Below are 23,192 nucleotides of genomic sequence, written 5' to 3' on the forward strand. Positions count from 1 at the left end.
CCCGCCGGCGCTTGCCCGTTCCACTTTTCGGAACCCGAAATATCTATGTCATCGCGTAAATTTGGTATCAACCTGGTGGTCGTCATGGCGATTGCCGCGCTATTCACCGGGTTCTGGGCACTGATCAACCGCCCGGTGTCCGCCCCCGACTGGCCGGAGCAGATCTCCGGCTTCTCGTATTCGCCTTTTCGCCTGGGCGAAAGCCCGCAAAAGGGCCAGTACCCGACCGAAGCCGAGCTGCGCGAAGACCTCGAGCAACTGAGCAAGCTGACCGACAGCATCCGCATCTATACGGTGGAAGGCACCCAGGCGCTGATCCCGCGTCTGGCCGAAGAGTTCGGCCTGCGCGTGACCCTGGGTGTGTGGATCAGCCCCGACCTGGAACGCAACGAGCGCGAAATCGAGACCGCCATCCAGTTGGCCAACACCTCGCGCAGCGTGGTGCGGGTGATGGTCGGCAACGAGGCGCTGTTTCGCGAAGAGGTCACCCCCCAGGCCCTGATGGACTACATGGACCGCGTGCGCGCCGCAGTGAAGGTGCCGGTCACCACCAGCGAACAGTGGCACATCTGGAAGGAAAACCCCGAGCTTGCCGGGCACGCCGACCTGATCGCCGCGCACATCCTGCCCTACTGGGAATTCATCCCGGTGAGCCAGGCCGAGCAGTTCGTGCTCGACCGCGCCCGCGAGCTCAAGCAACTGTTCCCGCGCAAGCCGCTGCTGCTGTCCGAGGTCGGCTGGCCCAGCAATGGCCGCATGCGCGGCGGTGCCGACGCCACCCAGGCGGATCAGGCCATCTACCTGCGCAGCCTGGTCAACCTGCTCAACCGCCAGGGCTACAACTACTTCGTGATCGAAGCCTACGACCAGCCCTGGAAAGCCAGTGACGAAGGTTCGGTGGGCGCCTACTGGGGCGTGTTCAATGCCGCGCGCCAGCAGAAATTCAACTTCGAGGGCCCGGTGGTGGCCATTCCGCAGTGGCGCGTGCTGGCCGTGGGCTCGGTGGTGCTGGCGATGCTGTCGCTGACCCTGCTGCTGATCGACGGTTCGGCGCTGCGCCAGCGCGGGCGCACCTTCCTGACCTTCATCGCGTTCCTGTGCGGCTCGGTGCTGGTATGGATCGGCTATGACTACAGCCAGCAGTACAGCACCTGGTTCAGCCTCACCGTGGGTTTCCTGCTGGCGCTCGGCGCGCTGGGGGTGTTCATCGTGCTGCTGACCGAGGCCCATGAACTGGCCGAGGCGGTATGGACGCACAAGCGCCGCCGGCTGTTCCTGCCGGTGGAGGCCGACAGCGCCTATCGGCCCAAGGTGTCGGTGCATGTGCCGTGCTACAACGAGCCCCCGGAGATGGTCAAGCAGACCCTCGATGCCCTCGCGGCGCTGGACTACCCGGACTTCGAAGTGCTGATCATCGACAACAACACCAAGGACCCGGCCGTGTGGGAGCCGCTCAAGGCCCACTGCGAGCTGCTGGGCGAGCGCTTCAAGTTCTTCCATGTGGCACCGCTGGCCGGCTTCAAGGGTGGCGCCCTGAACTACCTGATCCCGCACACCGCCAAGGACGCCGAAGTGATCGCGGTGATCGACTCGGACTATTGTGTCGACCGCAACTGGCTCAAGCACATGGTGCCGCACTTTGCCGACCCCAAGATCGCCGTGGTGCAATCGCCGCAGGACTACCGCGACCAGAACGAAAGCACCTTCAAGAAGCTCTGCTACGCCGAGTACAAGGGCTTCTTCCATATCGGCATGGTCACCCGCAACGACCGTGACGCAATCATCCAGCACGGCACCATGACCATGACCCGGCGCTCGGTGCTCGAAGAGCTCGGCTGGGCCGACTGGTGCATCTGCGAAGATGCAGAACTGGGCCTGCGCGTGTTCGAGAAGGGTTACTCGGCAGCCTATTCCCACGAGAGCTACGGCAAGGGCCTGATGCCCGACACCTTCATCGACTTCAAGAAGCAGCGCTTTCGCTGGGCCTACGGCGCGATCCAGATCATCAAGCGCCACACCTCCAGCCTGCTGCGCGGCAAGGACACCCAGCTGACCCGCGGCCAGCGCTACCACTTCCTGGCCGGCTGGCTGCCGTGGATCGCCGACGGCATGAACATCTTCTTCACCGTGGGTGCGCTGCTGTGGTCGGCGGCCATGATCATCGTGCCGCAGCGGGTCGACCCGCCGCTGCTGATCTTCGCGATCCCGCCGCTGGCGCTGTTCGTGTTCAAGGTGGGCAAGATCGTGTTCCTGTACCGCCGCGCGGTAGGGGTCAACCTCAAGGACGCGTTCTCGGCGGCGCTGGCGGGGCTGGCGTTGTCGCACACCATTGCCAAGGCGGTACTGTACGGGTTCTTCACCAGCAGCATTCCGTTCTTCCGCACGCCGAAGAACGCCGACAGCCACGGGCTGCTGGTGGCACTGGCAGAGGCCCGCGAGGAGCTGTTCATCATGCTGCTGCTGTGGGGCGCGGCGCTGGGCATCTACCTGGTGCAGGGCCTGCCGAGCAACGACATGCGCTTCTGGGTGACCATGCTGCTGGTGCAATCGCTGCCGTACCTGGCGGCGCTGATCATGGCCATGCTGTCGTCGCTGCCCAAGCCCGCGGATGTCACGCAGCCCGCACCTGCCGCCTGATAAACCGCCATCGCGGGTCAAGCCCGCTCCCACAGGGATTGCGCAGTACCTTGTGGGAGCGGGCTTGACCCGCGATAGGCCCGCACAGACAGCACAGATCCACAGTCCCTTCCCCGCACTTTTGCTATAAGATAACGCCCCTTCTTTTTGCCCCAGCCTTGCACCCCGGAGTCCTTCATGACGGCCCCAGCCGACCTCTCGCCTACCCTTGAACTGGCCTGCGACCTGATCCGTCGTCCCTCGGTGACCCCGCTGGACTTCGACTGCCAGAAACAGATGATGCAGCGCCTGGGCGATGCCGGCTTCATGCTCGAACCGATGCGCATCGAAGACGTCGACAATTTCTGGGCCACCCACGGCAGCGACGACGGCCCGGTACTGTGCTTCGCCGGCCACACCGACGTGGTGCCCACCGGCCCGGTGCAGGCCTGGGCCAACGACCCGTTCGACGCCCTGATCGACGCCGACGGCATGCTCTGCGGGCGCGGCGCGGCCGACATGAAGGGCAGCCTGGCCGCCATGATCGTGGCCACCGAGCGCTTCGTCGCCGACTACCCGAACCACAAGGGCAAGGTCGCCTACCTGATCACCAGCGACGAGGAAGGCCCGGCCCATCACGGCACCAAGGCCGTGGTCGAACGCCTGGCGGCGCGCAACGAACGCCTGGACTGGTGCATCGTCGGCGAGCCGTCGAGCACCACCCTGGTCGGTGACGTGGTCAAGAACGGCCGTCGCGGCTCGCTTGGCGCCAGGCTCACCGTGCGTGGCGTGCAGGGCCACGTGGCCTACCCGCACCTGGCGAAGAACCCGATCCACCTGGCCGCCCCGGCCTTGGCCGAACTGGCCGCCGAGCACTGGGACGAGGGCAACGATTTCTTTCCCCCCACCAGCTTCCAGATCTCCAACCTCAACTCGGGGACCGGCGCCACCAACGTGGTGCCAGGCGAGCTGACCGCACTGTTCAACTTCCGCTTCTCCACCGAGTCGACCGTCGAAGGGCTGCAGGCCCGCGTGGCGGCGATCCTCGACAAGCACGGCCTGGACTGGCAGGTGGACTGGGCGCTGTCGGGCCTGCCGTTCCTCACCGAACCGGGCGACCTGCTCGACGCGGTGTCGGCCAGCATCAAGGCCGTGACCGGCCGCGACACCCAGGCCTCCACCAGCGGCGGCACCTCCGACGGGCGCTTCATCGCCACCCTGGGCACCCAGGTGGTCGAACTGGGCCCGGTCAACGCCACCATTCACCAGGTCAACGAGCGGGTCCTGGCCAGCGACCTGGACGTGCTGACCGAGATCTACTACCAGACCCTGACCCGGTTGCTCGTCTGATGCTCATCTGCCCCATCTGCAGCGCCGCGCTCGGCGCCCTGGACAACGGTGTCGGCTGCCCTGCCGGGCACCGCTTCGACCGGGCGCGCCAGGGCTACCTGAACCTGTTGCCGGTGCAGCACAAGAACAGCCGTGACCCTGGCGACAACCAGGCCATGGTCGAGGCACGTCGCGACTTCCTCAATGCCGGGCACTACGCCCCGGTGGCACGGCGCCTGGCCGAGCTTGCGGCCGAGCGCGCCCCCGCGCGCTGGCTGGACATCGGTTGCGGCGAAGGCTACTACACCGCGCAGCTGGCCGACGCCCTGCCCCAGGCCGACGGCTATGCCCTGGACATCTCCCGCGAGGCGGTCAAGCGTGCGTGCCGGCGCAACCCGGCACTCACCTGGCTGGTGGCGAGCATGGCCCGGGTGCCACTGGCCGATGCCAGCTGCCAGTTCCTGGCCAGCGTGTTCAGCCCGCTGGACTGGCAGGAAGCCAGGCGCCTGCTCAGCCCCGGCGGCGGCCTGATGCGCGTCGGCCCCACCCGCGGCCACCTGATGGAGCTGCGCGAACGGCTGTACGATGAAGTGCGCGACTATGCCGACGACAAGCACCTGGCCCTGGTGCCCGAGGGCATGCACCACGCCCACGGCGAAGTGCTGGAGTTTCGCCTGAGCCTGGCGGCCCCGGCCGACCGCGCCAACCTGCTGGCCATGACCCCCCATGGCTGGCGCGCCAGCGCAGAAAGACGCGCGGCCGTCATCGATCACCCCGAGCCCTTAGAGGTGACGGTATCGATGCGTTACGATTACTTTGTGCGCCAAGACTGAGCCGCACCCGGAGAGCCCCATGCGCCAACCCGATATCGAGATTTACCTGAAGGACGCCGACGTCGATCACAAGCAGATCGCCGCCTGGCTGGGCCAGGCCCTCGGCCCGTGCAGCGACTGGCAGCAGAAGGGCCAGACCTACAAGTGCAAGGCCGGTAACGTACCTGTTACCTGGCTGCCCAAGGCTGTGGGCAAATGGAACAGCCTGTACCTGGAAAGCGACCAGACCCCGTGGGAGGACGACATCGCCTGCGCCCGCGCCGCATTCGCCGCACTCAATGTTGAAGTACGGTGCGCGCCGGGTAGCTGGGTGGAAGAGGAAGGTGAAGAAGACGCCGACCGCTGGATCCGCATCAGCGCCGATGGCGAGGAAGAGATCACCTGGCGTACCAGTTGAGCCGTTGACCGGCTTTGCTTAGGCGCCAGCCTTGCTGGCGAAGCCCGGCATCGCCGGGCCAAGGGGCTGCTGCGCAGCCCATCGCCAGCAAGGCTGGCGCCTGCCGCTTTACAGCCCCACTACGTCTTCGGCCTGCAGGCCTTTCTGGCCCTGGGTCAGGTTGTACTCGACCTGTTGCCCTTCCAGCAGGGTGCGATGCCCTTCACCGCGGATCGCGCGGTAATGCACGAACACATCCGCACCGCCCTCACGCTGAATGAAGCCATATCCCTTGGCGTCATTGAACCACTTCACACTTCCAGTCTCACGAGACGACATCTGAACTACTCCGGATTTTTATTTTGGAATCGCCTTGTCGGCAGGGCCTCACCAGGCCCCACCTACGCCGCTTGCGGATTTGTCCTGCAAGTGGCGGACCGACTATAACGCAGCCATTCAACAATTTTCATGACCGGGGCGCTTTTTGCTGAACTTGCGCGGATACGGCACACTAACCTACTGAGCATCTGCTCGAATCCCATTACCCAGGGCACCTACCGAATGACCCGTTCCCCCTTGCGCCGCCTGATCTTCGGCGCCCTGCGCCGACTGCTGTACCTGTGGGTGCGCTCCGAAACCATCAACCAGTCATCCTTCTCGCTGAACCTGGACCGCAGCCGTCCGGTGTTCTACGTGCTGCAATCACCCGCGCTCACCGATCTGGCCGTGCTCGACCGCGAATGCACCAAAGCCGGGCTTCCGCGCCCGGTGCTGCCCGTGGCGGTAGGCCCGATGATGGAACCGGCGGCGTTCTTCTACCTGACCCCCGAACCCGACTGGCTGGGCCGCCACGACAAGCGCGGCGCACCGCCGACGCTGACGCGCCTGGTCAACCTGGTCAGCCAGCACGCCGAACAGGACGCGCAGATCATTCCGGTCAGCGTGTTCTGGGGCCAGTCGCCGGCCAGCGAATCGAGCCCGTGGAAGCTGCTGTTCGCCGACAGCTGGGCCGTCACCGGGCGCCTGCGCCGGCTGCTCACCGTGCTGATCCTGGGGCGCAAGACCCGCGTGCAGTTTTCCGCGCCGATCCATCTGCGTGAGCTGGTCGAGCACAACAAGGGCCACGAACGCACCGTGCGCATGGCCCAGCGCCTGCTGCGGGTGCATTTTCGCAACCTCAAGACCGCCGTCATCGGCCCCGACATCTCGCACCGGCGCAACCTGGTCAAGGGCCTGATCCACGACCCGCTGGTACGCCAGGCCATCAGCGACGAGGCCCAGCGCGAGAACATCCCGCTGGCCAAGGCCGAGGCTCAGGCCCTGCGTTATGGCAACGAGATCGCCTCGGACTACACCTATACCGCCATCCGCTTCCTCGAAGTGGTGCTGAGCTGGTTCTGGAACAAGATCTACGACGGCATCAAGGTCAACCATATCGAACAGGTGCAAGGCATCGCGCCGGGGCACGAGGTGATCTACGTGCCCTGCCACCGCAGCCACATCGACTACCTGCTGCTGTCGTACCTGCTGTTTCGCAACGGCCTGACGCCGCCGCACATCGCCGCCGGCATCAACCTCAACATGCCGGTGATCGGCAGCCTGCTGCGCCGCGGCGGTGCGTTCTTCATGCGCCGCACCTTCAAGGGCAACCCGCTGTACACCGCGGTGTTCAACGAGTACCTGCACACCCTGTTCACCAAGGGCTTCCCGGTGGAGTACTTCGTCGAGGGCGGGCGCTCGCGCACCGGGCGCATGCTGCAGCCCAAGACCGGCATGCTGGCGATCACCCTGCGCAGTTTTCTGCGCTCCTCGCGCACCCCGATCGTGTTCGTGCCGGTGTACATCGGCTACGAGCGCGTGCTCGAAGGCCGCACCTACCTGGGCGAGCTGCGCGGGGCGAGCAAGAAGAAGGAATCGATCTTCGACATCTTCAAGGTCATCGGCGCGCTCAAGCAGCGCTTCGGCCAGGTGGCCGTGAACTTCGGCGAGCCGATCCGCCTGGCCAGCTTCCTCGACCAGCAGCAACCGGGCTGGCGCGAACAGGACCACAGCCCGCAGTTCCGCCCGGCCTGGCTCAACGAAACCACCTCGCGCCTGGGCGAGAAGGTCGCGCAGCACCTGAACGAGGCCGCCGCGATCAACCCGGTCAACCTGGTGGCCCTGGCGCTGCTGTCCACCAGCCGCCTGGCCCTGGACGAACGCGCCCTGGCGCGGGTACTGGACCTGTACCTGGCGCTGCTGCGCCAGGTGCCCTACTCGGCCCATACCACCCTGCCCGAAGGCGACGGCCTGGCGCTGATCGGCCACGTGCGCGGCATGGACCTGCTGGCCGAGCAGCAGGACGCGCTGGGGCGCATCCTGTACCTGGATGAAAACAACGCGGTACTGATGACCTACTACCGCAACAACGTACTGCACATCTTCGCCCTGCCGGCGCTGCTGGCAAGCTTCTTCCAGAGTAGCTCGCGCATCAGCCGCGAACTGATCGGCCGCTACACCCACGCGCTGTACCCGTATCTGCAGTCGGAGCTGTTCATCCGCTGGGATGCCCAGGAGCTCGACGGGGTGATCGACCAGTGGCTGGAGGCATTCGTCGAACAGGGCCTGCTGCGTTTCGAGAACGGCGTGTACCTGCGCCCGGCCCCGAGTTCGCGCCAGTTCGTGCTGCTGACCCTGCTGGCGCGGGCCATCACCCAGACCCTGCAGCGCTTCTACATGGCCACCGCGCTGCTGCTCAACAGCGGCCAGCACACCCTCAGCGCCGAAGAGCTGGAAGACCTGTGCGTGGTCATGGCCCAGCGCCTGTCGATCCTGCATGGCCTGAACGCCCCGGAATTCTTCGACAAGAGCCTGTTCCGCCACTTCATCCAGACCCAGATCGAACAGGGCGTGCTGCGCCCGGATGCGGCGGGCAAGCTCGGCTACCATGAAAAACTCAGCGAGCTGGCCGAAGGCGCCGCCAAGCGCGTGCTGTCGGCCGAGGTGCGCCTGTCGATCCGCCAGGTGGCCTTGCAGCGCAGCGACGAAACCAACGAACACACCGAGCAACAAGTCTGAACAGGAGTACACGATGAAGAAATTGACCCTGGCTGTGCTGGGCAGCCTGCTGGCCGCCTGCAGCAGCACCCCGTCACCCTCCAAGGCCAGCCTGGACGGCGAGGTGTTCTACCTGCAGCGCATCGCCCTGCCACCGGCAGCCACCCTGAGCGTCAGCCTGCAGGACGTGTCGCTGGCCGATGCGCCAGCCGTCACCCTGGCCAACCAGAGCGGCCCGGTAAAAGGCCAGGTGCCCCTGCCGTTTCACCTGAGCTACGACCCGGCACAGGTCAAGCCGGGCCACCGCTATGCCGTGAGCGCGCGCATCGAGCTGGACGGCAAGCTGCTGTTCATCAACACCGAACACCACGGCGTGCAGCTGGACGGTAGCGACGCCCAGCCTGTACGAATCAAGGTCGACGCCGTTCGCTGATCCCCTTTTTGCCTTTGGATAAGGATGCTGCCATGTTCCGCCCTGCTCTTACCTTTACCGGCCTGTGTGCCGGCCTGCTGTTGTCGGCCAGTGCGCTGGCGCTGTCACTCGGCGACCTGTCGCAGAAGGACGCCACCGGCGGCCTCAAGGATGCCCTGACCCAGGGTGCGCAGATTGCCGTCAAGCAACTGGGCACCCCAGGCGGCTTCAGCAACAACCCGGACGTGCGCATCGAGCTGCCGGGCAACCTGGGCAAGGCTGCCAAGGCCATGAAGAAATTCGGCATGGGCGCCGAGGTGGACCAGCTCGAAGCCAGCATGAACAAGGCGGCCGAGGCGGCAGTACCGCAGGCCCAGGCGTTGCTGGTGGATGCGGTCAAGAAGATGAGCGTGGCCGATGCCAAGGGTATTCTCAGCGGTGGCAACGATTCGGCCACCCAGTACCTGAACAAGACCAGCCGCGAGCAGATCCGTGCCAAGTTCCTGCCCATCGTCAAGCAGGCCACCGACCAGGTCGGCCTGGCCAAGCAGTACAACAGCTTTGCCGGGCAGGCCTCGTCGCTGGGCCTGCTGGACAGCAAGAACGCCAACGTCGAGGGTTATGTGACCGAACAGGCGCTGGATGGCCTGTTCGAGATGATCGGCAAGCAGGAAGCGACGATCCGCCAGAACCCGGCGGCCGCGGCTACCAGCCTGGCCAAGAAGGTCTTCGGCGCCCTCTAGGGCCCTTCGCCGGCAAGGCCGGCTCCTACAGGATGCGCAGTGCCCCCGTAGGAGCCGGCCTTGCCGGCGAACGCCTTCTCAGGGCTTGCGCACCTTGAACCACGCCGCATACAGCGCCGGCAGGAACAGCAGCGTCAACGCCGTGGCCACGATCAGCCCGCCCATGATCGCCACCGCCATCGGCCCGAAGAACACGCTGCGCGACAGCGGAATCATCGCCAGCACCGCCGCCAGCGCGGTCAGCACGATCGGCCGGAAGCGCCGCACCGTGGCCTCGATGATCGCCTGCCAACGGTCCAGCCCGGCCGCGATGTCCTGCTCGATCTGGTCCACCAGAATCACCGAGTTGCGCATGATCATCCCCGACAGCGCAATGGTGCCCAGCATCGCCACGAAGCCGAACGGCTGGCGGAACACCATCAGGAACAGCACCACCCCGATCAGCCCCAATGGCGCGGTGAGGAACACCATCACCGTGCGCGAGAAGCTGCGCAACTGCACCATCAGCAAGCTCAACACCACCACGATGAACAGTGGCACCCCGGCATTCACCGAGTTCTGCCCGCGGGTCGAATCCTCCACCGTACCGCCCACTTCCAACAGGTAGCCATCCGGCAGCTCGGCACGCACCGGCTCCAGGGTCGGCAGTATCTGCTTGACCAGGGTCGCCGGCTGCTCCTTGCCATAGATGTCGGCACGTACCGTCACCGTCGGCAGGCGATTACGGTGCCAGATGATGCCTTCCTCGAAGCCGTACTCCAGCGTCGCCACCTGCGACAGCGCAACGCTGCGCCCATTCTCGGTGGGCACCGCCAGGCTCGACAGGTTGGTCAGCTCGGTGCGCTCCTGGCGCGTGCCGCGCAGCAGGATCTCGATCAGCTCGTTGTCTTCGCGGAACTGGCTGACCGACGAACCGGTCAGCGAGCTTTGCAGGAACTTGGCCAGGTGCGCGGTGCTGATCCCCAGGGCCCGGGCACGGTCCTGGTCGATACTCAGGTAGATCACCTTGCTCGGCTCTTCCCAGTCCAGGTGCACGTTCACCACATGCGGGTTCTCGCGCACCCGGGCCGCCACCTTGCGCGCCAATGCACGCACCTCCTCGATGTGCTCGCCGGTGACCCGGAACTGCACCGGATAGCCCACGGGCGGGCCGTTTTCCAGGCGCGTGACCCGCGAACGCAGGTCCGGGAACTGCTCGTTCAGGGTCTCGATCAGCCAGCTGCGCAGCGCCTCGCGCTCCTCGATGGTCTTGGCCAGCACCACGAACTGGGCGAAGCTGGTCGCCGGCAACTGCTGGTCCAGGGGCAGGTAGAAGCGCGGCGAGCCGGTGCCCACGTAGGCCACATAGTTGTCGATGCCGGCGCGCTCCTTGAGCAGGGCCTCCAGGCGCGTGACCTGCTCGGCGGTGTTGCTCAGCGAGGCGCCCTCGGCCAGCTTCAGGTCGACCATCAGCTCCAGCCGTCCGGAGGCCGGGAAGAACTGCTGGGGCACGAAGCGAAACGACAGCACGCTGAGCACGAACAGGCCCAGGGTCGCCACGATCACGGTCTTGCGGTGCGCCACGCACCAGCCCACCAGCCGCCGTACACGCTGGTAGAACGGCGTGCCATAGGGGTCGGTGGCGCCATCGGTGGTGCCGTGCTTGGCCGCGTGCAGCTTGGCCAGGTCTGGCAGCAGCCGCTCGCCCAGGTACGGCACGAACACCACGGCGGCGATCCACGAGGCAATCAGGGCAATGGTCACCACCTGGAAGATCGAGCGGGTGTACTCGCCCGTGCCCGACTGCGCCGTGGCAATCGGCAGAAAGCCCGCCGCGGTGATCAGGGTGCCGGTGAGCATCGGGAAGGCGGTGCTGGTCCAGGCGTAGCTGGCGGCCTTGAAGCGATCGAAGCCCTGCTCCATCTTGATCGCCATCATCTCCACCGCAATGATCGCGTCATCCACCAACAGCCCCAGCGCCAGCACCAGCGCCCCCAGGGAAATCTTGTGCAGGCCGATCCCGAGGTAATACATCGCGGCAAACGTCATCGCCAGCACCAGCGGAATCGCCAGCGCCACCACCAGGCCGGTGCGCATGCCCAGCGAGAAGAAGCTCACCAGCAGCACGATGGCCAGTGCTTCCACCAGCACCTGCACGAACTCGCCTACCCCGGTTTTCACGGCGGCCGGCTGGTCGGACACCTTGCGCAGCTGCATGCCGGCCGGCAGATTGGCCGAGATACGGGCAAACTCGACCTCAAGGGCCTTGCCCAGCACCAGGATGTCACCACCGGCCTTCATCGATACCGCCAGGCCGATGGCGTCTTCGCCCATGAAGCGCATGCGTGGCGCGGGCGGATCGTTGAAACCGCGGCGCACATCGGCCACATCGCTGATACGGAAGGTGCGCTCGCCCACCCGAATGGGGAACTGCTCGATCTGCTCCACCGTCTCGAAACGCCCGCTCACGCGCAGTTGCAGGCGCTCGCTGGGAGTTTCGAAAAAGCCTGCGGTGGTCACCGCATTCTGTTCCTCCAGCGCCTGCTGCACAGCTTCAAGCGGCAGGCCCAGGGTCGCCAGCTTGAGGTTCGACAGCTCGATCCAGATCTTCTCGTCCTGCAGGCCGAGCAGCTCGACCTTGCCCACATCCTTTACCCGTTGCAGCTGGATCTGCACGCGGTCGGCGTAGTCCTTGAGCACCGCGTAGTCGAAGCCTTCACCGGTCAGTGCATAGATATTGCCGAAGGTGGTGCCGAACTCGTCGTTGAAGAACGGCCCCTGGATACCCGGCGGCAAGGTGTGGCGAATGTCCGCGACCTTCTTGCGGATCTGGTACCACAGCTCGGGAACATCCTTGGAATGCATCGAGTCGCGGGCCATGAAAGTGACCTGGGACTCACCAGGGCGCGAGAACGAGACGATCTTCTCGTACTCGCCTGTCTCCATCAGCTTCTTCTCGATGCGTTCGGTGACCTGGCGCGAGACTTCCTCGGCGCTCGCCCCCGGCCAGTTGGTCTTGATCACCATGGCCTTGAAGGTGAACGGCGGGTCTTCGCTCTGGCCCAGCTTGGTATACGAAAGCGTGCCGACCAGGGCCAGCAGCACCATCAGGAACAGCACGATCTGGCGATTGCGCAGCGCCCAGGCGGAAAGGTTGAAACCCATCGGGACTTACTCCTTGGCCGCCAGATTCACCACGCGATTGGACCGGTCCACCGGTCGTATCTGCTGCCCCTCGTGCAGCACATGGCCGCCAGCCGCCACCACCCAATCGGTGGGCTTGAGGCCTTCGAGCACCGGCACGCTGGCCTGGCCGTAGGCGCCAACCCGCACCACGGTGCGCGTGAGCGTATTGTCAGGCTCCACCCGCCACACGTAGGTCTGGCCGTTCTCGGCGCTCAGGGCCGACAGCGGCACCGCCAGCGGCACCTTCTCGGCGTGCTGGATGAACACCCGTGCGCTCTGCCCCAGTTCTGCGGGCACCTTGCCGGCCGCGAACGCGATGCGCGCAGCGAAGGTACGTGACCGCGGGTCGGCGGCCGGCGACAGCTCGCGGATGCGACCCTCGAAGCGCGTATCCGGTTGCGACCACAGCTCCACCGACACCGGCTGGCCGACCTTGAAGCGCGCGAAGTTCTGCTCCGGCAGGCTGATCAGCACCTCGCGCTCGCCATCGGCGGCCAGGGTGAACACGGTCTGCCCGGCAGCCACCACCTGGCCCACCTCGACCTGACGCTTGGCTACCACCCCGTCCTGTGGCGCGCGCAGCACCGAATAGCCGGCCTGGTTGCCGGCCACATCGAATTCGGCGCGCACCTGGTTGGCTCGCGCCAGGCCTGCGCGGTACAGGTTTTCGGCGTTGTCGAACTGCGAGCGGCTGACCATCTGGCGTTCCAGCAGGGTCTGGTAGCGGTCGCGCTCGGCCTTGACCAGGCTCAGGTTAGCCTGGGCCGCTGCCATCTGCGCGCGGCTGGCCTCCAGCTGCAGGCGCACGTCCTGCGGGTCGAGCTCGGCCAATGGCTGGTCGGCCTTGACCCGCTGGCCCTCCTCCACCAGGCGCTTGCTGACCTTGCCGGGAATACGAAACGCCAACTCCGGCTCGAGCCGGGCGCGCACTTCGCCGGGGTAGCTGTCGACCGCCGCCGTGGACAGCTGCGGCTGCACCACCATGGCCGGGCGCAGGGTGCTTGGCGGGGGACTCTCCTGCCCGCAGCCGCTCAGCAGCAAGGCAAGGGTAAGCGGGAATGCAAGGGGCAAGGCATGGCGCAACATGATCGAGAACCTTCCGTGAGTAGCGCATCTAATATTTATACCGGCGGGTATAGTAAATCAGCGCAACGGCGCCGGGAAGCGATTGTCGGACAGAAATTTCAGGGTCGTCGCACGCACCGAACTGACACCTGGACCTGCCGCTTGGGCCCTCCGTGGAGCCGAAAAAGCCACCTCCACCCGCCATCAGTGGCGCTGATAGGCGTTCAAAGCGCAGATTGCAGCCCCCAGGTGGCGACCACGGTGTACCCTGTACCCCTTAACGAACCTGTACGTGTCATTCATGCCAAACGAAACCAACGGCCCCGGCCGGCCCAAGGACCTCGCCAAGCGCCAGGCCATCCTCGAGGCGGCCAAAGCCCTGTTTCTCACCCACGGTTACGCCAACACCAGCATGGATGCGGTCGCGAATGCGGCAGGGGTTTCGAAACTGACGGTCTACAGCCACTTCAACGACAAGGAGACACTGTTCTCCTCGGCGATCGTGGCCACCTGCACGGCCCAGTTGCCCGAACTGTTCTTCGAACTGACCGAAGGCACGTCGGTGGAGCAGGTCCTGCTGAACATCGGGCGCGGCTTCCAGGCGCTGATCAACAGCGATCAATCGGTCAAGCTCAGCCGCCTGATCATGGCCCTGGGCACCCAGGACCCCAAGCTCAGCCAGATCTTCTTCGAAGCCGGCCCGTTGCGCGTGCTGCGCGAGATGGAAGCACTGCTGCAGCGCGTCGACCAGCATGGCCTGCTGCGTATCGAGCAGCCGGCCAGGGCGGCCGAGCACTTCTTCTGCCTGCTCAAGGGGGCGCCGAACTATCGCCTGCTGCTCGGCTACTCCCCGGCGCTGGACGCCGAGGCTGCCGAGGCACATGTGCAGGACGTGGTGGCGGTGTTTTTGCGGGCCTACCGCCCCTAGTCAGGGCTTGAGGGCTTTCTTGGGGTAGATGTCGTAGCGGCTCGACTTGCCTTCCAGGCTATGGCTGGGCTTGGGCCCGTCGATGATCGGCGCCTTGCGCGGGCGCTTGACCACCACCCGGTGGCTGGCCAGGGCCAGGGCGGCCTCCAGCAGTGCCGGGGCATCCAGGTCATCGCCCACCAGCGGGCGGAATACGCGCATCTCCTTTTTCACCAGGGCGCTCTTGTCGCGGTGCGGGAACATCGGATCGAGGTAGATCACCTGCGGCGGTTCGCCCTGCCAGTCGCGCATGCGCTCGATGGAGTTGCCTGCCAGCAGTTGCATGCGGGCCACGATGGGGCCTACCTCGGCATCCGCTGCCGCACGCGCCAGGCCATCCTCGAGCAGCGCCGCCACCAGCGGCTGGCGCTCGATCAGTTGCATCTGGCAGCCCAGGCTGGCCAGCACGAAGGCGTCCTTGCCCAGCCCTGCCGTGGCATCCAGCACCCGTGGGCGCACGCCCTGGGCGATGCCGACCGCCTTGGCGATCATCTGCCCGCTGCCCCCGCCGAACACCCGACGATGGGCCGCCGCGCCCTCGACGAAATCCACCCGCACCGGGCCCGGTGCCTGGGGGCCCAACTGCTGGATCTGCAGGCCGGTCTCGCCCACCTGCACGGCAAAGGCCGCCGATGCATCCTGCAGCGGCAAGCCCAGGCGCACCGCCCAGTGCTCGGCCTGTGCCTGATACTCGGCAGCCAACGCCTCGACCCGGATACCGCCGTCCGCCAGTTCCTCCACCGCTCACCTTCCCCACACAAAAAAATTAAATGATTGCCGGCCTGTGCCGATAACCGCAGTAATCGCTATTTTGCCAGACCCGGACAGCCTTCGACTGCCATGTCAGACATTCTTCAGCTCCCTTCCGGTTATTTGTCGCCCGTCGGCGATTTTGCCCGGCACAACACCCAGACCCTCGGCGGCGTCAGCCACCTGTGGCAGGACTTCTTTGCCCAGGCGTTGGCAGAGCAGCAGGGTGAAGGTGCGCAGGAAGGTCAGTTGGCGGTCCCCGAGGTCGACACCGTCACCGGCGAACCGATTGCCGGCAGCCAGACCCTGGCGCAGATCCACAGCCAGCGCCTGTGCGACGTGCACGACACCATCGTCGCCCCGCCCGAGCCGCTGTTCCTGCCGATTGCCGAATTCGAACTGGACCTGCTGGACAAGCCTGCGCCGCCATTCAGCGCGCTGGAACTGGTGGAGCAGCAGCGCCAGCTGGACATCAGCAACAACTGGGTGCGCCCGGTGGTGATGAGCCAGGGTCATCCGCTGCCGCAGCCAGGCCCGGCGCCGCAACCCTACCCGCTGCACCTGCCGATCGCGGAGCTGGAAGCCAGCCTGCTCGACCCGGCGCCGGAGCCGTTCGACCAGGCCACGCTGCTCAAGCAGCAGTCGGAGCTGGAGTTCGACCTCAGCTGGGCCCGTCCGGTGGTACTGAACAACGTGCGCATCGCCGCCTAACGGCAGATCTGCCAGAAGCCCATATCCAGGTGGAAGTGGTTGCGGTGGGCAGCGTTGTAGTCAGGCCCCAGCACCGTGTTGAAACTGTCGCAGCCGCCAGCCTGCACCTCGCGTAGAAACTTCGCCTTCACCCCCTCACCCGGCCAGTCGCGCAGCACCTCGATGCGCTGCCCATCGGCCAGCCTGAACCCGGCGATGTCGAGCGCATTGGCGCTGGCATGCTGGCTGCGCCGCCCTTCCTTGCGCCCGTACACATTGCGACAGGCAAAACTGCCCAGGTGATCGACCTGCACCACCGCCTGGCCGAATGCACGCTGCGCGGCCGGTTGCAGGCCGTGGCGCTCGAACAGCGCGAAGGCCACCGCCACTGGGCAACTGGCCAGAAAACTGCTGCTCAGGCGCACGCCCGAGCCCTGCACCCGCACCACGTTGTGCAGCGGGCAGGCCACATCTGGCGCGCTGTCGGCCTGCTTGCTGTAGCGCAGCGTCGAGGTGGCCAGGGCCTGTTCGCAAAGCCTGGGGTCATCCTGCAGGCGGCTCAGCTTGTAGGGGGTCAGCAGGTTCGGGGGCGCCTTGACGTCCAGCACCGCCCACGGGTTCCAGGCAGCCGGCAGGCGCCAGCCCTGTTGCCAGGCCACCAGCCCCGCCGCCATCGCTATCACCAGGAAAATGCCCACTCCCCGCATGGACGATCAGCGCCTGAACAACTGGTTGAGCTGGTCGAACGGCAGCGCCTGTTCGGCATAGTCGAAGCGGCCCTGCTGCTGGATCCGTTCGGCGGCGTGGAAGAATGCGCCGTAGGCCGCACGCGCCAGCGACGAGCCGACGCTGATGCGCTTGACCCCGAGCGCCTGCAGGTCGCTTACGCTCAGGCCCACCCCGCTCAGCCCCATCAGCACGTTTACCGGCCTGGGCGCCACGGCCTGCACCACCTGGCGAATCTCCTCGGCGCTGCGCAAGCCCGGCGCGTACAGCACATCGGCACCGGCCTCGGCAAAGGCCTGCAGGCGCTTGATGGTGTCGTCCAGGTCCAGGCGCCCGTGCAGCAGGTTTTCGGCGCGGGCACACAGGGTGAACGGGAACTCCAGGCTGCGCGCCGCCGCAACGGCTGCCTCGACGCGCTCCACTGCCTGATGAAAGCCATAGATCGGCTCTTGCGGGTTGCCGCTGGCATCCTCGATGGAGCCGCCTACAAGCCCCACACCGGCGGCCTGCAGGATGGCCTCGGCGCAGCCCTTGGGCGTATCGCTGAAGCCGTTCTCGAGGTCTGCAGCCACCGGCAGAGCGGTGGCATCGACGATGCTGCGCGCGTTGCCCAGGGTTTCCTCCAGGCTCATGGCGCCTTCGGCATCGGGGCGCCCCAGCGAGAACGCCAGGCCGGCGCTGGTGGTGGCCAGCGCCTCGAAGCCGAGGCTGGCCAGCAGCTTGGCCGAGCCTGCATCCCAGGGGTTGGGGATGACAAAGGCGCCATCACGTTCATGCAGCGCCTTGAAGGCTTCGGCACGCAGGGTTTGCACATCCATGATCACGACTCCAGAGCAGGCGGTACGGGGCGGTCAGAGCAGGCCAAGCTGCTCGGCTGCGGGCGCCCTGTGCAGTTCAGGCAAGGCCGGCAAGCCGGGCAGGCGCTCCATCAGGCCCTGATGAAAACGCTGCGCCAGCGCGGCTGCCAGGCGGTTGTCGGCAGTATGCAGGAAAACGTACGGGGTGCGCCCCTCCTCGATCCAGGCCGCGACCTTGTCCAGCCACGGCAGCAGAAACGGCTCGTTGGCCGCCAGTTCCGGGTGGCCGATGAAGCGCACCTGCGGGCTCTGGCTGAAGGCGGCAGGGCGTGGCGGCACCCGCGGTTTCTTGGACTGGGCATGCAGCACGCCCGGATCGCGCGAGGTGCAACTGAACAGGGCACGCGGGTCCAGGCAGATGCGTTCGACGCCGCGATCGAGCAACAGCCGATTGAGCAGACGTTCCTCCTCCCCCTTGGCGAAGAAGGCCTTGTTGCGCACCTCCACCGCCAGCGGCACGTCCACCTCGTCGATAAATGCCACCAGCTCGCCCAGGCGTGCTGGACCGAAGCTGGCAGGCAGCTGCAACCAGTAGGGCGCCACACGGGCGCCCAGCGGCTTGAGCAGGTTGATGAAGGTGTGCGCGGCCACGCATTGCTGACGCAGGTCGTCTGCATGACTGATGTCGCCGGGGAACTTGGCGGTGAAGCGAAAGTGCGCGGGCATGATCTGCGCCCAGCGTTCCAGGGTGGCGGGCGCGGGGCGCGCATAGAAGGTGGTGTTGCCCTCCACCGCATTGAACACCTGGCAGTAGAGGCCAAGAAAGTCGCTGGGTCTGGCCTCGGCGGGGTACAGGTACTCGCGCCAGGCGTTTTCACTCCAGGACGGGCAACCGAGAAAGTAAGGTAAAGGCGTCATGCCTCAAATGTACAGGTCCAACCCCAGCACTTCCATCTCCCAGTCCACGAAGCCGGCAGTGGTCAGGTAGCTGGCCAGGGCCTGGGCGGTGCGCTTGTTGCGCGCCCGCGGGAAGATCATGTCCTGCTGGCGCACCGGCAGGCCGCTGCGGCTGGCGCCGCCTGCAGCACCTGATGGCGACGGCTGCGCCTCGAACTCGCCCGGCAGGTCTTCGTCCACGTCCTCTTCGCGCACCGGCGGCTTGCGCAGCGGGCGCTTGATCGGATAGGACTGGGAAGAGAAGCCGTCGACACGCATGAACGATTACTCAGGAGCAATGATGGCAATTTAGCGGCACCTGAGAGACTTCGCAAATGCCCGACTGATAACTGGACCACATATCGAGCAAAAGGTTTATGCGCAACGGCGATAGACGACCAGCGGTTTACCGCGCCTTGGGCGTGGCCACCTTGTCGCGCAGGTACACCGGTTGGGCGAGATCGGGCGCAATACCTTCGCCCCGGTCCCAGGCGAACCGCGCCAGGGTCAGCAGGTCGAGGGCGTGGGGCAGCATGCCGGCGTCCTGGCCACTGACGGCCACCGGCAGGCGCTCGGCGTAGCCCCAGCCGGTACCGGCACCGAACCAGTCGCCGGCCGCGCCCGGCGGCAAGCTGACCTGTTCGGGGGCCAGCACCGCCTCGCTGCCCAGCAGGCGCATTTCGCCGGCCTGCTGCTGGTAGCAGCCCCAGTACACCTCGTCCATGCGCGCATCGATCGCCGCCGCCACCTGCTCGGCACCGTGCTCGCGCAACGCGCGCTGGGCCAGCAGCGCCAGGTTGGACACCGGCAGCACCGGGCGCTCGAGGGCGAACGCCAGGCCCTGCACCACGCCGATGGCGATGCGCACCCCGGTAAAGGCGCCGGGGCCGCGGCCGAAGGCAATCGCATCGACGGCCGACAGGGCGATGCCCGCTTCGGCCAGCATCGTCTGGATCATCGGCAGCAGCTTCTGCGCGTGCAGGCGCGGGATCACCTCATAGTGGCTGAGCACCTTGCCGTCATGCAGCAGGGCAACGGAGCAGGCTTCAGTGGCGGTATCCAGGGCCAGCAAGGTGGTCATCGGGGGTTCCAGGGGGCAAGAAAAAAGAACGGCATTATAAACAATAACGGCCCGCAAGCGGGCCGTTGTGTGCACATCCGAGCGGTGATCAGCTCAGAGCGGCCAGCACCTTGGCGGTGATGGCATCGACCGAGCCCACGCCTTCGATGTGGCTGTACTTGGGCTTGCCACCGTTGGCAGCCGACAGCTTCTGGTAGAAGTCCACCAGCGGCTTGGTCTGCTCGTGGTAGACCGACAGGCGATGACGCACGGTTTCTTCGGTGTCGTCCTTGCGCTGGATCAGCGGCTCGCCGGTCTCGTCGTCCTTGCCTTCAACCTTCGGCGGGTTGTAGACCACGTGGTACACGCGACCCGAACCTTCGTGCACGCGGCGGCCGGCGATACGCTGGACGATCTCTTCGTCGGCAACGGCGATCTCGACCACGGCATCCAGCTCGACGCCGGCGCTCACCAGGGCTTCAGCCTGGGGAATGGTGCGCGGAAAACCGTCGAACAGGAAACCCTTGGCGCAGTCGGCCTGAGCGATGCGGTCCTTGACCAGGTTGATGATCAGCTCGTCGGACACCAGCTTGCCGGCATCCATGATCGCCTTGGCTTCCAGACCCAGCGGGGTGCCGGCCTTGACCGCGGCACGCAGCATGTCGCCGGTGGAAATCTGGGGAATACCGAACTTCTCGGTGATGAACTTTGCCTGAGTACCTTTACCGGCCCCGGGAGCTCCCAGCAGAATTACGCGCATCTTGTGCTCCTCAATTTTTTATAAGCAAATCAATGGATTCGCCACTCAGGGCCAATCCCAAGAATCGGGTGATGACCGCAAATCGGTCAAAAGGCTGCTCAAGATACACAGCGCACCCGGACCACACAAGCGGTCGAAAGTCGGAAAAAAATACTGCGTGAGGCCCGTTCGTGCCCGGGTTGCGCCCGGCGCAACCGGGGGCGAAACCGCTTCGCCCGGGTGCTCGGGGCGCGCGCCGGGCACTGGCGCGCCACCCCTGCCCCGCCCTCAACCGGTGTTGCGCAGACCTGCCGCAATACCCGCCACAGTCACCAGCAGCGCCTGTTCCAAGGGGCTGTCCAGAGCGGCTTCGCGTGCGCGCGAGCGTGCCAGCAGCTCGGCCTGCAATAGATGCAGTGGGTCCAGATAGGTGTTGCGCAGGCGGATGAATTCGAGGGTGTCAGGGCTGTGCGCCAGTAGCACCGGCTGCCCCGTGAGACCCAGCACCACCTGGCACGCCTGCGACAATAGGTCGCGCAGATGGGCACCCAAAGGTCGCAGTTGCGGTTGCACCAGACGTTCGTCGTAGAAGCGCGCGATGTCGGCGTCGGCCTTGGCCAGCACCATCTCGAGCATGTCGATGCGGGTGCGGAAGAACGGCCACTGTTCGCGCATCTCGGCCAGCAGTTCGCCCTGGCCACGGGCCAGCGCGTTGTTCAGCGCCGCCTCCCAGCCCAGCCAGGCGGGCAGCATCAGGCGCGTCTGGGTCCAGCCGAAGATCCACGGGATCGCCCGCAGGCTCTCGATGCCGCCCGCGCGCCGCTTGGCCGGGCGACTGCCCAGTGGCAGGCGGCCGAGTTCCTGTTCCGGGGTGGACTGACGGAAGTACTCGACGAACTCGGGGTTGTCGCGCACCACGCCACGGTAGGCCTTCACGCCGTCGGCGGCCAGCTGGTCCATCAGTTCGCGCCAGGCCGGTTGCGGCGGCGGTGGCGGCAGCAGGGTCGCCTCCAGCACCGCAGCCAGGTACAGGTTGAGGTTCTGCTCGGCGATGTCCGGCAGGCCGAACTTGAAGCGGATCATCTCGCCCTGCTCGGTGGTACGGAAGCGCCCCGCCACCGAGCCCGGCGGCTGCGACAGGATCGCCGCATGCGCCGGGCCGCCACCACGCCCCACGGTGCCGCCGCGACCGTGGAACAGCAGCAGTTCGACCTGTTCTTCACGGCAGATGCGCACCAGGGTTTCCTGGGCACGATACTGCGCCCAGGCCGCCGCGGTGGTGCCGGCATCCTTGGCCGAATCGGAATAGCCGATCATCACCTCCTGCGGCCCGTGCAGGCTGGCGCGATAGCCCGGCAGGCCGAGCAGGCGTTCCATCACCGGGCCGGCGTTGTCCAGGTCGGCCAGGGTTTCGAACAGCGGCACCACGCGCATCGGCCGGCGCACGCCGGCTTCCTTGAGCAGCAGTTGCACAGCCAGCACGTCGGAAGCGGCGCCGGCCATCGAGATCACGTAGGAGCCCAGCGAAGCGGCAGGTGCGGCGGCCACCTCGCGGCAGGTGGCGAGCACCTCGGCGGTATCGGCCTGGGGCTTGAAGTCGCCAGGCAGCAGCGGCCGGCGGTTGCTCAGCTCCTGCTGCAGGAAACGGATACGCGCGTCTTCATCCCAGTCGGCGTAGCGCCCCAGGCCCAGGTACTCGGTGATCTCGCTGAGTGCGTCGGCGTGCCGGGCGGCGTCCTGGCGCACGTCCAGGCGCACCAGAAACAGCCCGAAGGTAACGGCCCTGCGCAGGCAGTCGAGCAGCGGGCCATCGGCGATCACGCCCATGCCGCACGCGTGCAGCGATTCGAAGCACAGCAGCAGCGGCTCGAACAGGTCGCGGTTGTCGTGCAGCACCTCGGCGGGGGCCGGCTGCGGGCTGGCCAGCGAGCTCTGGGCCCAGGCCCGCGTCACCCGCAGGCGATCACGCAGTTGCTTGAGCAGGGTGCGGTAAGGCTCGGCCGAATCACCGACCTTGGCACGCAACGCCTCGCTGGCCTGCTGCATCGAAAGTTCGGCGGCCAACGAATCGATGTCGCGCAAAAACAGGTCGGCGGCCATCCAGCGCGCCAGCAGCAGTACTTCGCGGGTGACCTTGGCAGTGACATTGGGGTTGCCGTCACGGTCGCCGCCCATCCACGAGGCGAAGCGGATCGGCGCAGCCTCCAGCGGCAGGCGCAGGCCGGTGGCCTCGTGCAGCGCCTTGTCAGCCTTGCGCAGGTGATGCGGGATGGCGTGCCAGAGCGAGTGCTCGATCACCGCGAAGCCCCATTTGGCTTCGTCCACCGGGGTCGGCCGGGTACGGCGGATCTCTTCGGTGTGCCAGGCCTCGGCGATCAGCCGTTGCAGACGCTGGCGCACCTGGTCGCGTTCGGCGGGGGTCAGGTCGCGGTGGTCCTGGGCGGCCAGTTGCGCGGCGATGGCGTCGTACTTCTGGATCAGCGTACGGCGCGCGACTTCGGTCGGGTGGGCGGTCAGCACCAGTTCGATGCTGAGCTTGCCCAACTGGCGAGCCAGGGCGTCGTCGCTGTGCCCGGCGGCCTTGAGCCGGGCCAGCAGCTCGGGCAGCACGCGCGACTCGAACGGCGCGGGCTGGTCGGCATCACGACGGCGAATCAGCTGGTACTGCTCGGCGATGTTGGCCAGGTTGAGGAACTGGTTGAAGGCCCGCGCCACCGGCAGCAGTTCGTCTTCGGCAAGGTCGTTCAGGGTCGAACTCAGCTGCTCGGCACTGCCGCTGCGGTCGGCCTTGGCGCTGCGACGTATGTCTTCGATCTTCTGCAGAAAGGCTTCGCCGTACTGCTCGCGCACGGTGTCGCCCAACAACTCGCCCAACAGGTGAACATCTTCTCGCAAGCGCACATCGATATCGGTCATCAGCCTTGCCTCCGCATCCTGGGAAAACAGCTCTGG

General features: G+C 66.3%; 20 protein-coding genes. 9 read left to right on the top strand and 11 right to left on the bottom strand.

What is annotated here, in order from left to right; all coding sequences use genetic code 11:
* Window positions 1-45: 45 nt before the first annotated feature.
* The 4 genes from FW760_RS12130 to FW760_RS12145 all read left to right on the top strand — a co-directional run bounded on the left by FW760_RS12130 (window position 46) and on the right by FW760_RS12145 (window position 5,175).
* On the top strand, window positions 46-2,637 hold the full coding sequence (locus FW760_RS12130; RefSeq protein ID WP_043863241.1) for a glycosyltransferase: 2,592 nt from the start codon (window positions 46-48) through the stop codon (window positions 2,635-2,637).
* A 177-nt stretch (window positions 2,638-2,814) separates the two neighbouring features.
* Window positions 2,815-3,966 (top strand): succinyl-diaminopimelate desuccinylase, encoded by a 1,152-nt coding sequence (gene dapE, locus FW760_RS12135; protein ID WP_043863240.1) that lies wholly within the window; start codon window positions 2,815-2,817, stop codon window positions 3,964-3,966.
* Window positions 3,966-4,778, top strand: coding sequence for a putative RNA methyltransferase (locus FW760_RS12140; RefSeq protein WP_054915009.1), 813 nt, complete (start codon window positions 3,966-3,968; stop codon window positions 4,776-4,778). The genes dapE and FW760_RS12140 overlap by 1 nt, the downstream gene beginning before the upstream one ends.
* A gap of 19 nt (window positions 4,779-4,797) precedes the next feature.
* Window positions 4,798-5,175 carry a hypothetical protein gene (locus tag FW760_RS12145; RefSeq protein ID WP_043863238.1) on the top strand — a complete coding sequence of 126 codons (378 nt, stop codon included), beginning with the start codon at window positions 4,798-4,800 and terminating at the stop codon, window positions 5,173-5,175.
* A 108-nt stretch (window positions 5,176-5,283) separates the two neighbouring features.
* Here FW760_RS12145 and FW760_RS12150 read toward each other — a convergent pair whose 3' ends face one another.
* Window positions 5,284-5,493 carry a cold-shock protein gene (locus FW760_RS12150; protein ID WP_038996759.1) on the bottom strand — a complete coding sequence of 70 codons (210 nt, stop codon included), beginning with the start codon at window positions 5,491-5,493 and terminating at the stop codon, window positions 5,284-5,286.
* Between the two features lie 222 nt (window positions 5,494-5,715).
* On the opposite strand from FW760_RS12150, the gene plsB reads away from it, so the two are divergent.
* The 3 genes from plsB to FW760_RS12165 are packed head-to-tail and all read left to right on the top strand — an operon-like array spanning window position 5,716 to window position 9,345.
* On the top strand, window positions 5,716-8,211 hold the full coding sequence (plsB, locus tag FW760_RS12155) for a glycerol-3-phosphate 1-O-acyltransferase PlsB (protein ID WP_446443795.1): 2,496 nt from the start codon (window positions 5,716-5,718) through the stop codon (window positions 8,209-8,211).
* A gap of 13 nt (window positions 8,212-8,224) precedes the next feature.
* Window positions 8,225-8,623 carry a YbaY family lipoprotein gene (locus FW760_RS12160; RefSeq protein ID WP_043863236.1) on the top strand — a complete coding sequence of 133 codons (399 nt, stop codon included), beginning with the start codon at window positions 8,225-8,227 and terminating at the stop codon, window positions 8,621-8,623.
* Between the two features lie 32 nt (window positions 8,624-8,655).
* On the top strand, window positions 8,656-9,345 hold the full coding sequence (locus FW760_RS12165; protein ID WP_043863235.1) for a DUF4197 domain-containing protein: 690 nt from the start codon (window positions 8,656-8,658) through the stop codon (window positions 9,343-9,345).
* A 78-nt stretch (window positions 9,346-9,423) separates the two neighbouring features.
* Here FW760_RS12165 and FW760_RS12170 read toward each other — a convergent pair whose 3' ends face one another.
* Together FW760_RS12170 and FW760_RS12175 are read right to left on the bottom strand one after the other, a co-directional pair.
* Window positions 9,424-12,489 carry an efflux RND transporter permease subunit gene (locus tag FW760_RS12170; RefSeq protein WP_043863234.1) on the bottom strand — a complete coding sequence of 1,022 codons (3,066 nt, stop codon included), beginning with the start codon at window positions 12,487-12,489 and terminating at the stop codon, window positions 9,424-9,426.
* Between the two features lie 6 nt (window positions 12,490-12,495).
* Window positions 12,496-13,596, bottom strand: a complete 1,101-nt coding sequence (locus tag FW760_RS12175; protein WP_446443796.1) for an efflux RND transporter periplasmic adaptor subunit — start codon at window positions 13,594-13,596, stop codon at window positions 12,496-12,498.
* Between the two features lie 280 nt (window positions 13,597-13,876).
* On the opposite strand from FW760_RS12175, the gene FW760_RS12180 reads away from it, so the two are divergent.
* Complete coding sequence (locus tag FW760_RS12180; RefSeq protein WP_446443797.1) at window positions 13,877-14,503, top strand: TetR/AcrR family transcriptional regulator; 627 nt, start codon at window positions 13,877-13,879, stop codon at window positions 14,501-14,503.
* Here the strand turns inward: FW760_RS12180 and FW760_RS12185 are convergent, their stop codons facing one another.
* Window positions 14,504-15,283 (bottom strand): class I SAM-dependent methyltransferase, encoded by a 780-nt coding sequence (locus FW760_RS12185; RefSeq protein ID WP_274096536.1) that lies wholly within the window; start codon window positions 15,281-15,283, stop codon window positions 14,504-14,506.
* Between the two features lie 99 nt (window positions 15,284-15,382).
* Here FW760_RS12185 and FW760_RS12190 point away from each other — a divergent pair, with 99 nt between their 5' ends.
* Window positions 15,383-16,003 carry a hypothetical protein gene (locus FW760_RS12190; RefSeq protein ID WP_043863230.1) on the top strand — a complete coding sequence of 207 codons (621 nt, stop codon included), beginning with the start codon at window positions 15,383-15,385 and terminating at the stop codon, window positions 16,001-16,003.
* Here the strand turns inward: FW760_RS12190 and FW760_RS12195 are convergent.
* From FW760_RS12195 to ppc, 7 genes are all read right to left on the bottom strand, one after another.
* Window positions 16,000-16,689: an extensin-like domain-containing protein gene (locus FW760_RS12195; RefSeq protein ID WP_058541477.1), complete on the bottom strand. Its 690-nt coding sequence runs from the start codon at window positions 16,687-16,689 to the stop codon at window positions 16,000-16,002. The two genes, FW760_RS12190 and FW760_RS12195, sit on opposite strands and share 4 nt — an antisense overlap.
* A gap of 6 nt (window positions 16,690-16,695) precedes the next feature.
* Entirely contained in the window at window positions 16,696-17,526 is an 831-nt protein-coding gene (locus FW760_RS12200) for an isocitrate lyase/PEP mutase family protein (protein WP_446443798.1), read from the bottom strand.
* 33 nt (window positions 17,527-17,559) lie between these two features.
* Window positions 17,560-18,423, bottom strand: coding sequence for a DUF72 domain-containing protein (locus tag FW760_RS12205; protein WP_213607016.1), 864 nt, complete (start codon window positions 18,421-18,423; stop codon window positions 17,560-17,562).
* 3 nt (window positions 18,424-18,426) lie between these two features.
* Window positions 18,427-18,720, bottom strand: a complete 294-nt coding sequence (locus FW760_RS12210; RefSeq protein WP_043863226.1) for a hypothetical protein — start codon at window positions 18,718-18,720, stop codon at window positions 18,427-18,429.
* A gap of 127 nt (window positions 18,721-18,847) precedes the next feature.
* Window positions 18,848-19,522 (bottom strand): tRNA (adenosine(37)-N6)-threonylcarbamoyltransferase complex dimerization subunit type 1 TsaB, encoded by a 675-nt coding sequence (tsaB, locus tag FW760_RS12215; protein WP_043863225.1) that lies wholly within the window; start codon window positions 19,520-19,522, stop codon window positions 18,848-18,850.
* 88 nt (window positions 19,523-19,610) lie between these two features.
* Window positions 19,611-20,261: an adenylate kinase gene (gene adk, locus FW760_RS12220; protein WP_043863224.1), complete on the bottom strand. Its 651-nt coding sequence runs from the start codon at window positions 20,259-20,261 to the stop codon at window positions 19,611-19,613.
* Window positions 20,262-20,528: 267 nt separating this feature from the next.
* Window positions 20,529-23,156 carry a phosphoenolpyruvate carboxylase gene (ppc, locus tag FW760_RS12225; protein WP_043863223.1) on the bottom strand — a complete coding sequence of 876 codons (2,628 nt, stop codon included), beginning with the start codon at window positions 23,154-23,156 and terminating at the stop codon, window positions 20,529-20,531.
* Between the last annotated feature and the right edge of the window lie 36 nt (window positions 23,157-23,192).

Source organism: Pseudomonas sp. 1176_21, from assembly GCF_052850635.1.

Bases quoted from the DNA above. Each gene is read 5' to 3' on its own strand.
- FW760_RS12130 (WP_043863241.1), top strand. From the start codon at position 46: ATGTCATCGCGTAAATTTGGTATCAACCTGGTGGTCGTCATGGCGATT.
- dapE (WP_043863240.1), top strand. From the start codon at position 2,815: ATGACGGCCCCAGCCGACCTCTCGCCTACCCTTGAACTGGCCTGCGAC.
- FW760_RS12140 (WP_054915009.1), top strand. From the start codon at position 3,966: ATGCTCATCTGCCCCATCTGCAGCGCCGCGCTCGGCGCCCTGGACAAC.
- FW760_RS12145 (WP_043863238.1), top strand. From the start codon at position 4,798: ATGCGCCAACCCGATATCGAGATTTACCTGAAGGACGCCGACGTCGAT.
- FW760_RS12150 (WP_038996759.1), bottom strand. From the start codon at position 5,493: ATGTCGTCTCGTGAGACTGGAAGTGTGAAGTGGTTCAATGACGCCAAG.
- plsB (WP_446443795.1), top strand. From the start codon at position 5,716: ATGACCCGTTCCCCCTTGCGCCGCCTGATCTTCGGCGCCCTGCGCCGA.
- FW760_RS12160 (WP_043863236.1), top strand. From the start codon at position 8,225: ATGAAGAAATTGACCCTGGCTGTGCTGGGCAGCCTGCTGGCCGCCTGC.
- FW760_RS12165 (WP_043863235.1), top strand. From the start codon at position 8,656: ATGTTCCGCCCTGCTCTTACCTTTACCGGCCTGTGTGCCGGCCTGCTG.
- FW760_RS12170 (WP_043863234.1), bottom strand. From the start codon at position 12,489: ATGGGTTTCAACCTTTCCGCCTGGGCGCTGCGCAATCGCCAGATCGTG.
- FW760_RS12175 (WP_446443796.1), bottom strand. From the start codon at position 13,596: ATGTTGCGCCATGCCTTGCCCCTTGCATTCCCGCTTACCCTTGCCTTG.
- FW760_RS12180 (WP_446443797.1), top strand. From the start codon at position 13,877: ATGCCAAACGAAACCAACGGCCCCGGCCGGCCCAAGGACCTCGCCAAG.
- FW760_RS12190 (WP_043863230.1), top strand. From the start codon at position 15,383: ATGTCAGACATTCTTCAGCTCCCTTCCGGTTATTTGTCGCCCGTCGGC.
- FW760_RS12195 (WP_058541477.1), bottom strand. From the start codon at position 16,689: ATGCGGGGAGTGGGCATTTTCCTGGTGATAGCGATGGCGGCGGGGCTG.
- FW760_RS12200 (WP_446443798.1), bottom strand. From the start codon at position 17,526: ATGGATGTGCAAACCCTGCGTGCCGAAGCCTTCAAGGCGCTGCATGAA.
- FW760_RS12205 (WP_213607016.1), bottom strand. From the start codon at position 18,423: ATGACGCCTTTACCTTACTTTCTCGGTTGCCCGTCCTGGAGTGAAAAC.
- FW760_RS12210 (WP_043863226.1), bottom strand. From the start codon at position 18,720: ATGCGTGTCGACGGCTTCTCTTCCCAGTCCTATCCGATCAAGCGCCCG.
- tsaB (WP_043863225.1), bottom strand. From the start codon at position 19,522: ATGACCACCTTGCTGGCCCTGGATACCGCCACTGAAGCCTGCTCCGTT.
- adk (WP_043863224.1), bottom strand. From the start codon at position 20,261: ATGCGCGTAATTCTGCTGGGAGCTCCCGGGGCCGGTAAAGGTACTCAG.
- ppc (WP_043863223.1), bottom strand. From the start codon at position 23,156: ATGACCGATATCGATGTGCGCTTGCGAGAAGATGTTCACCTGTTGGGC.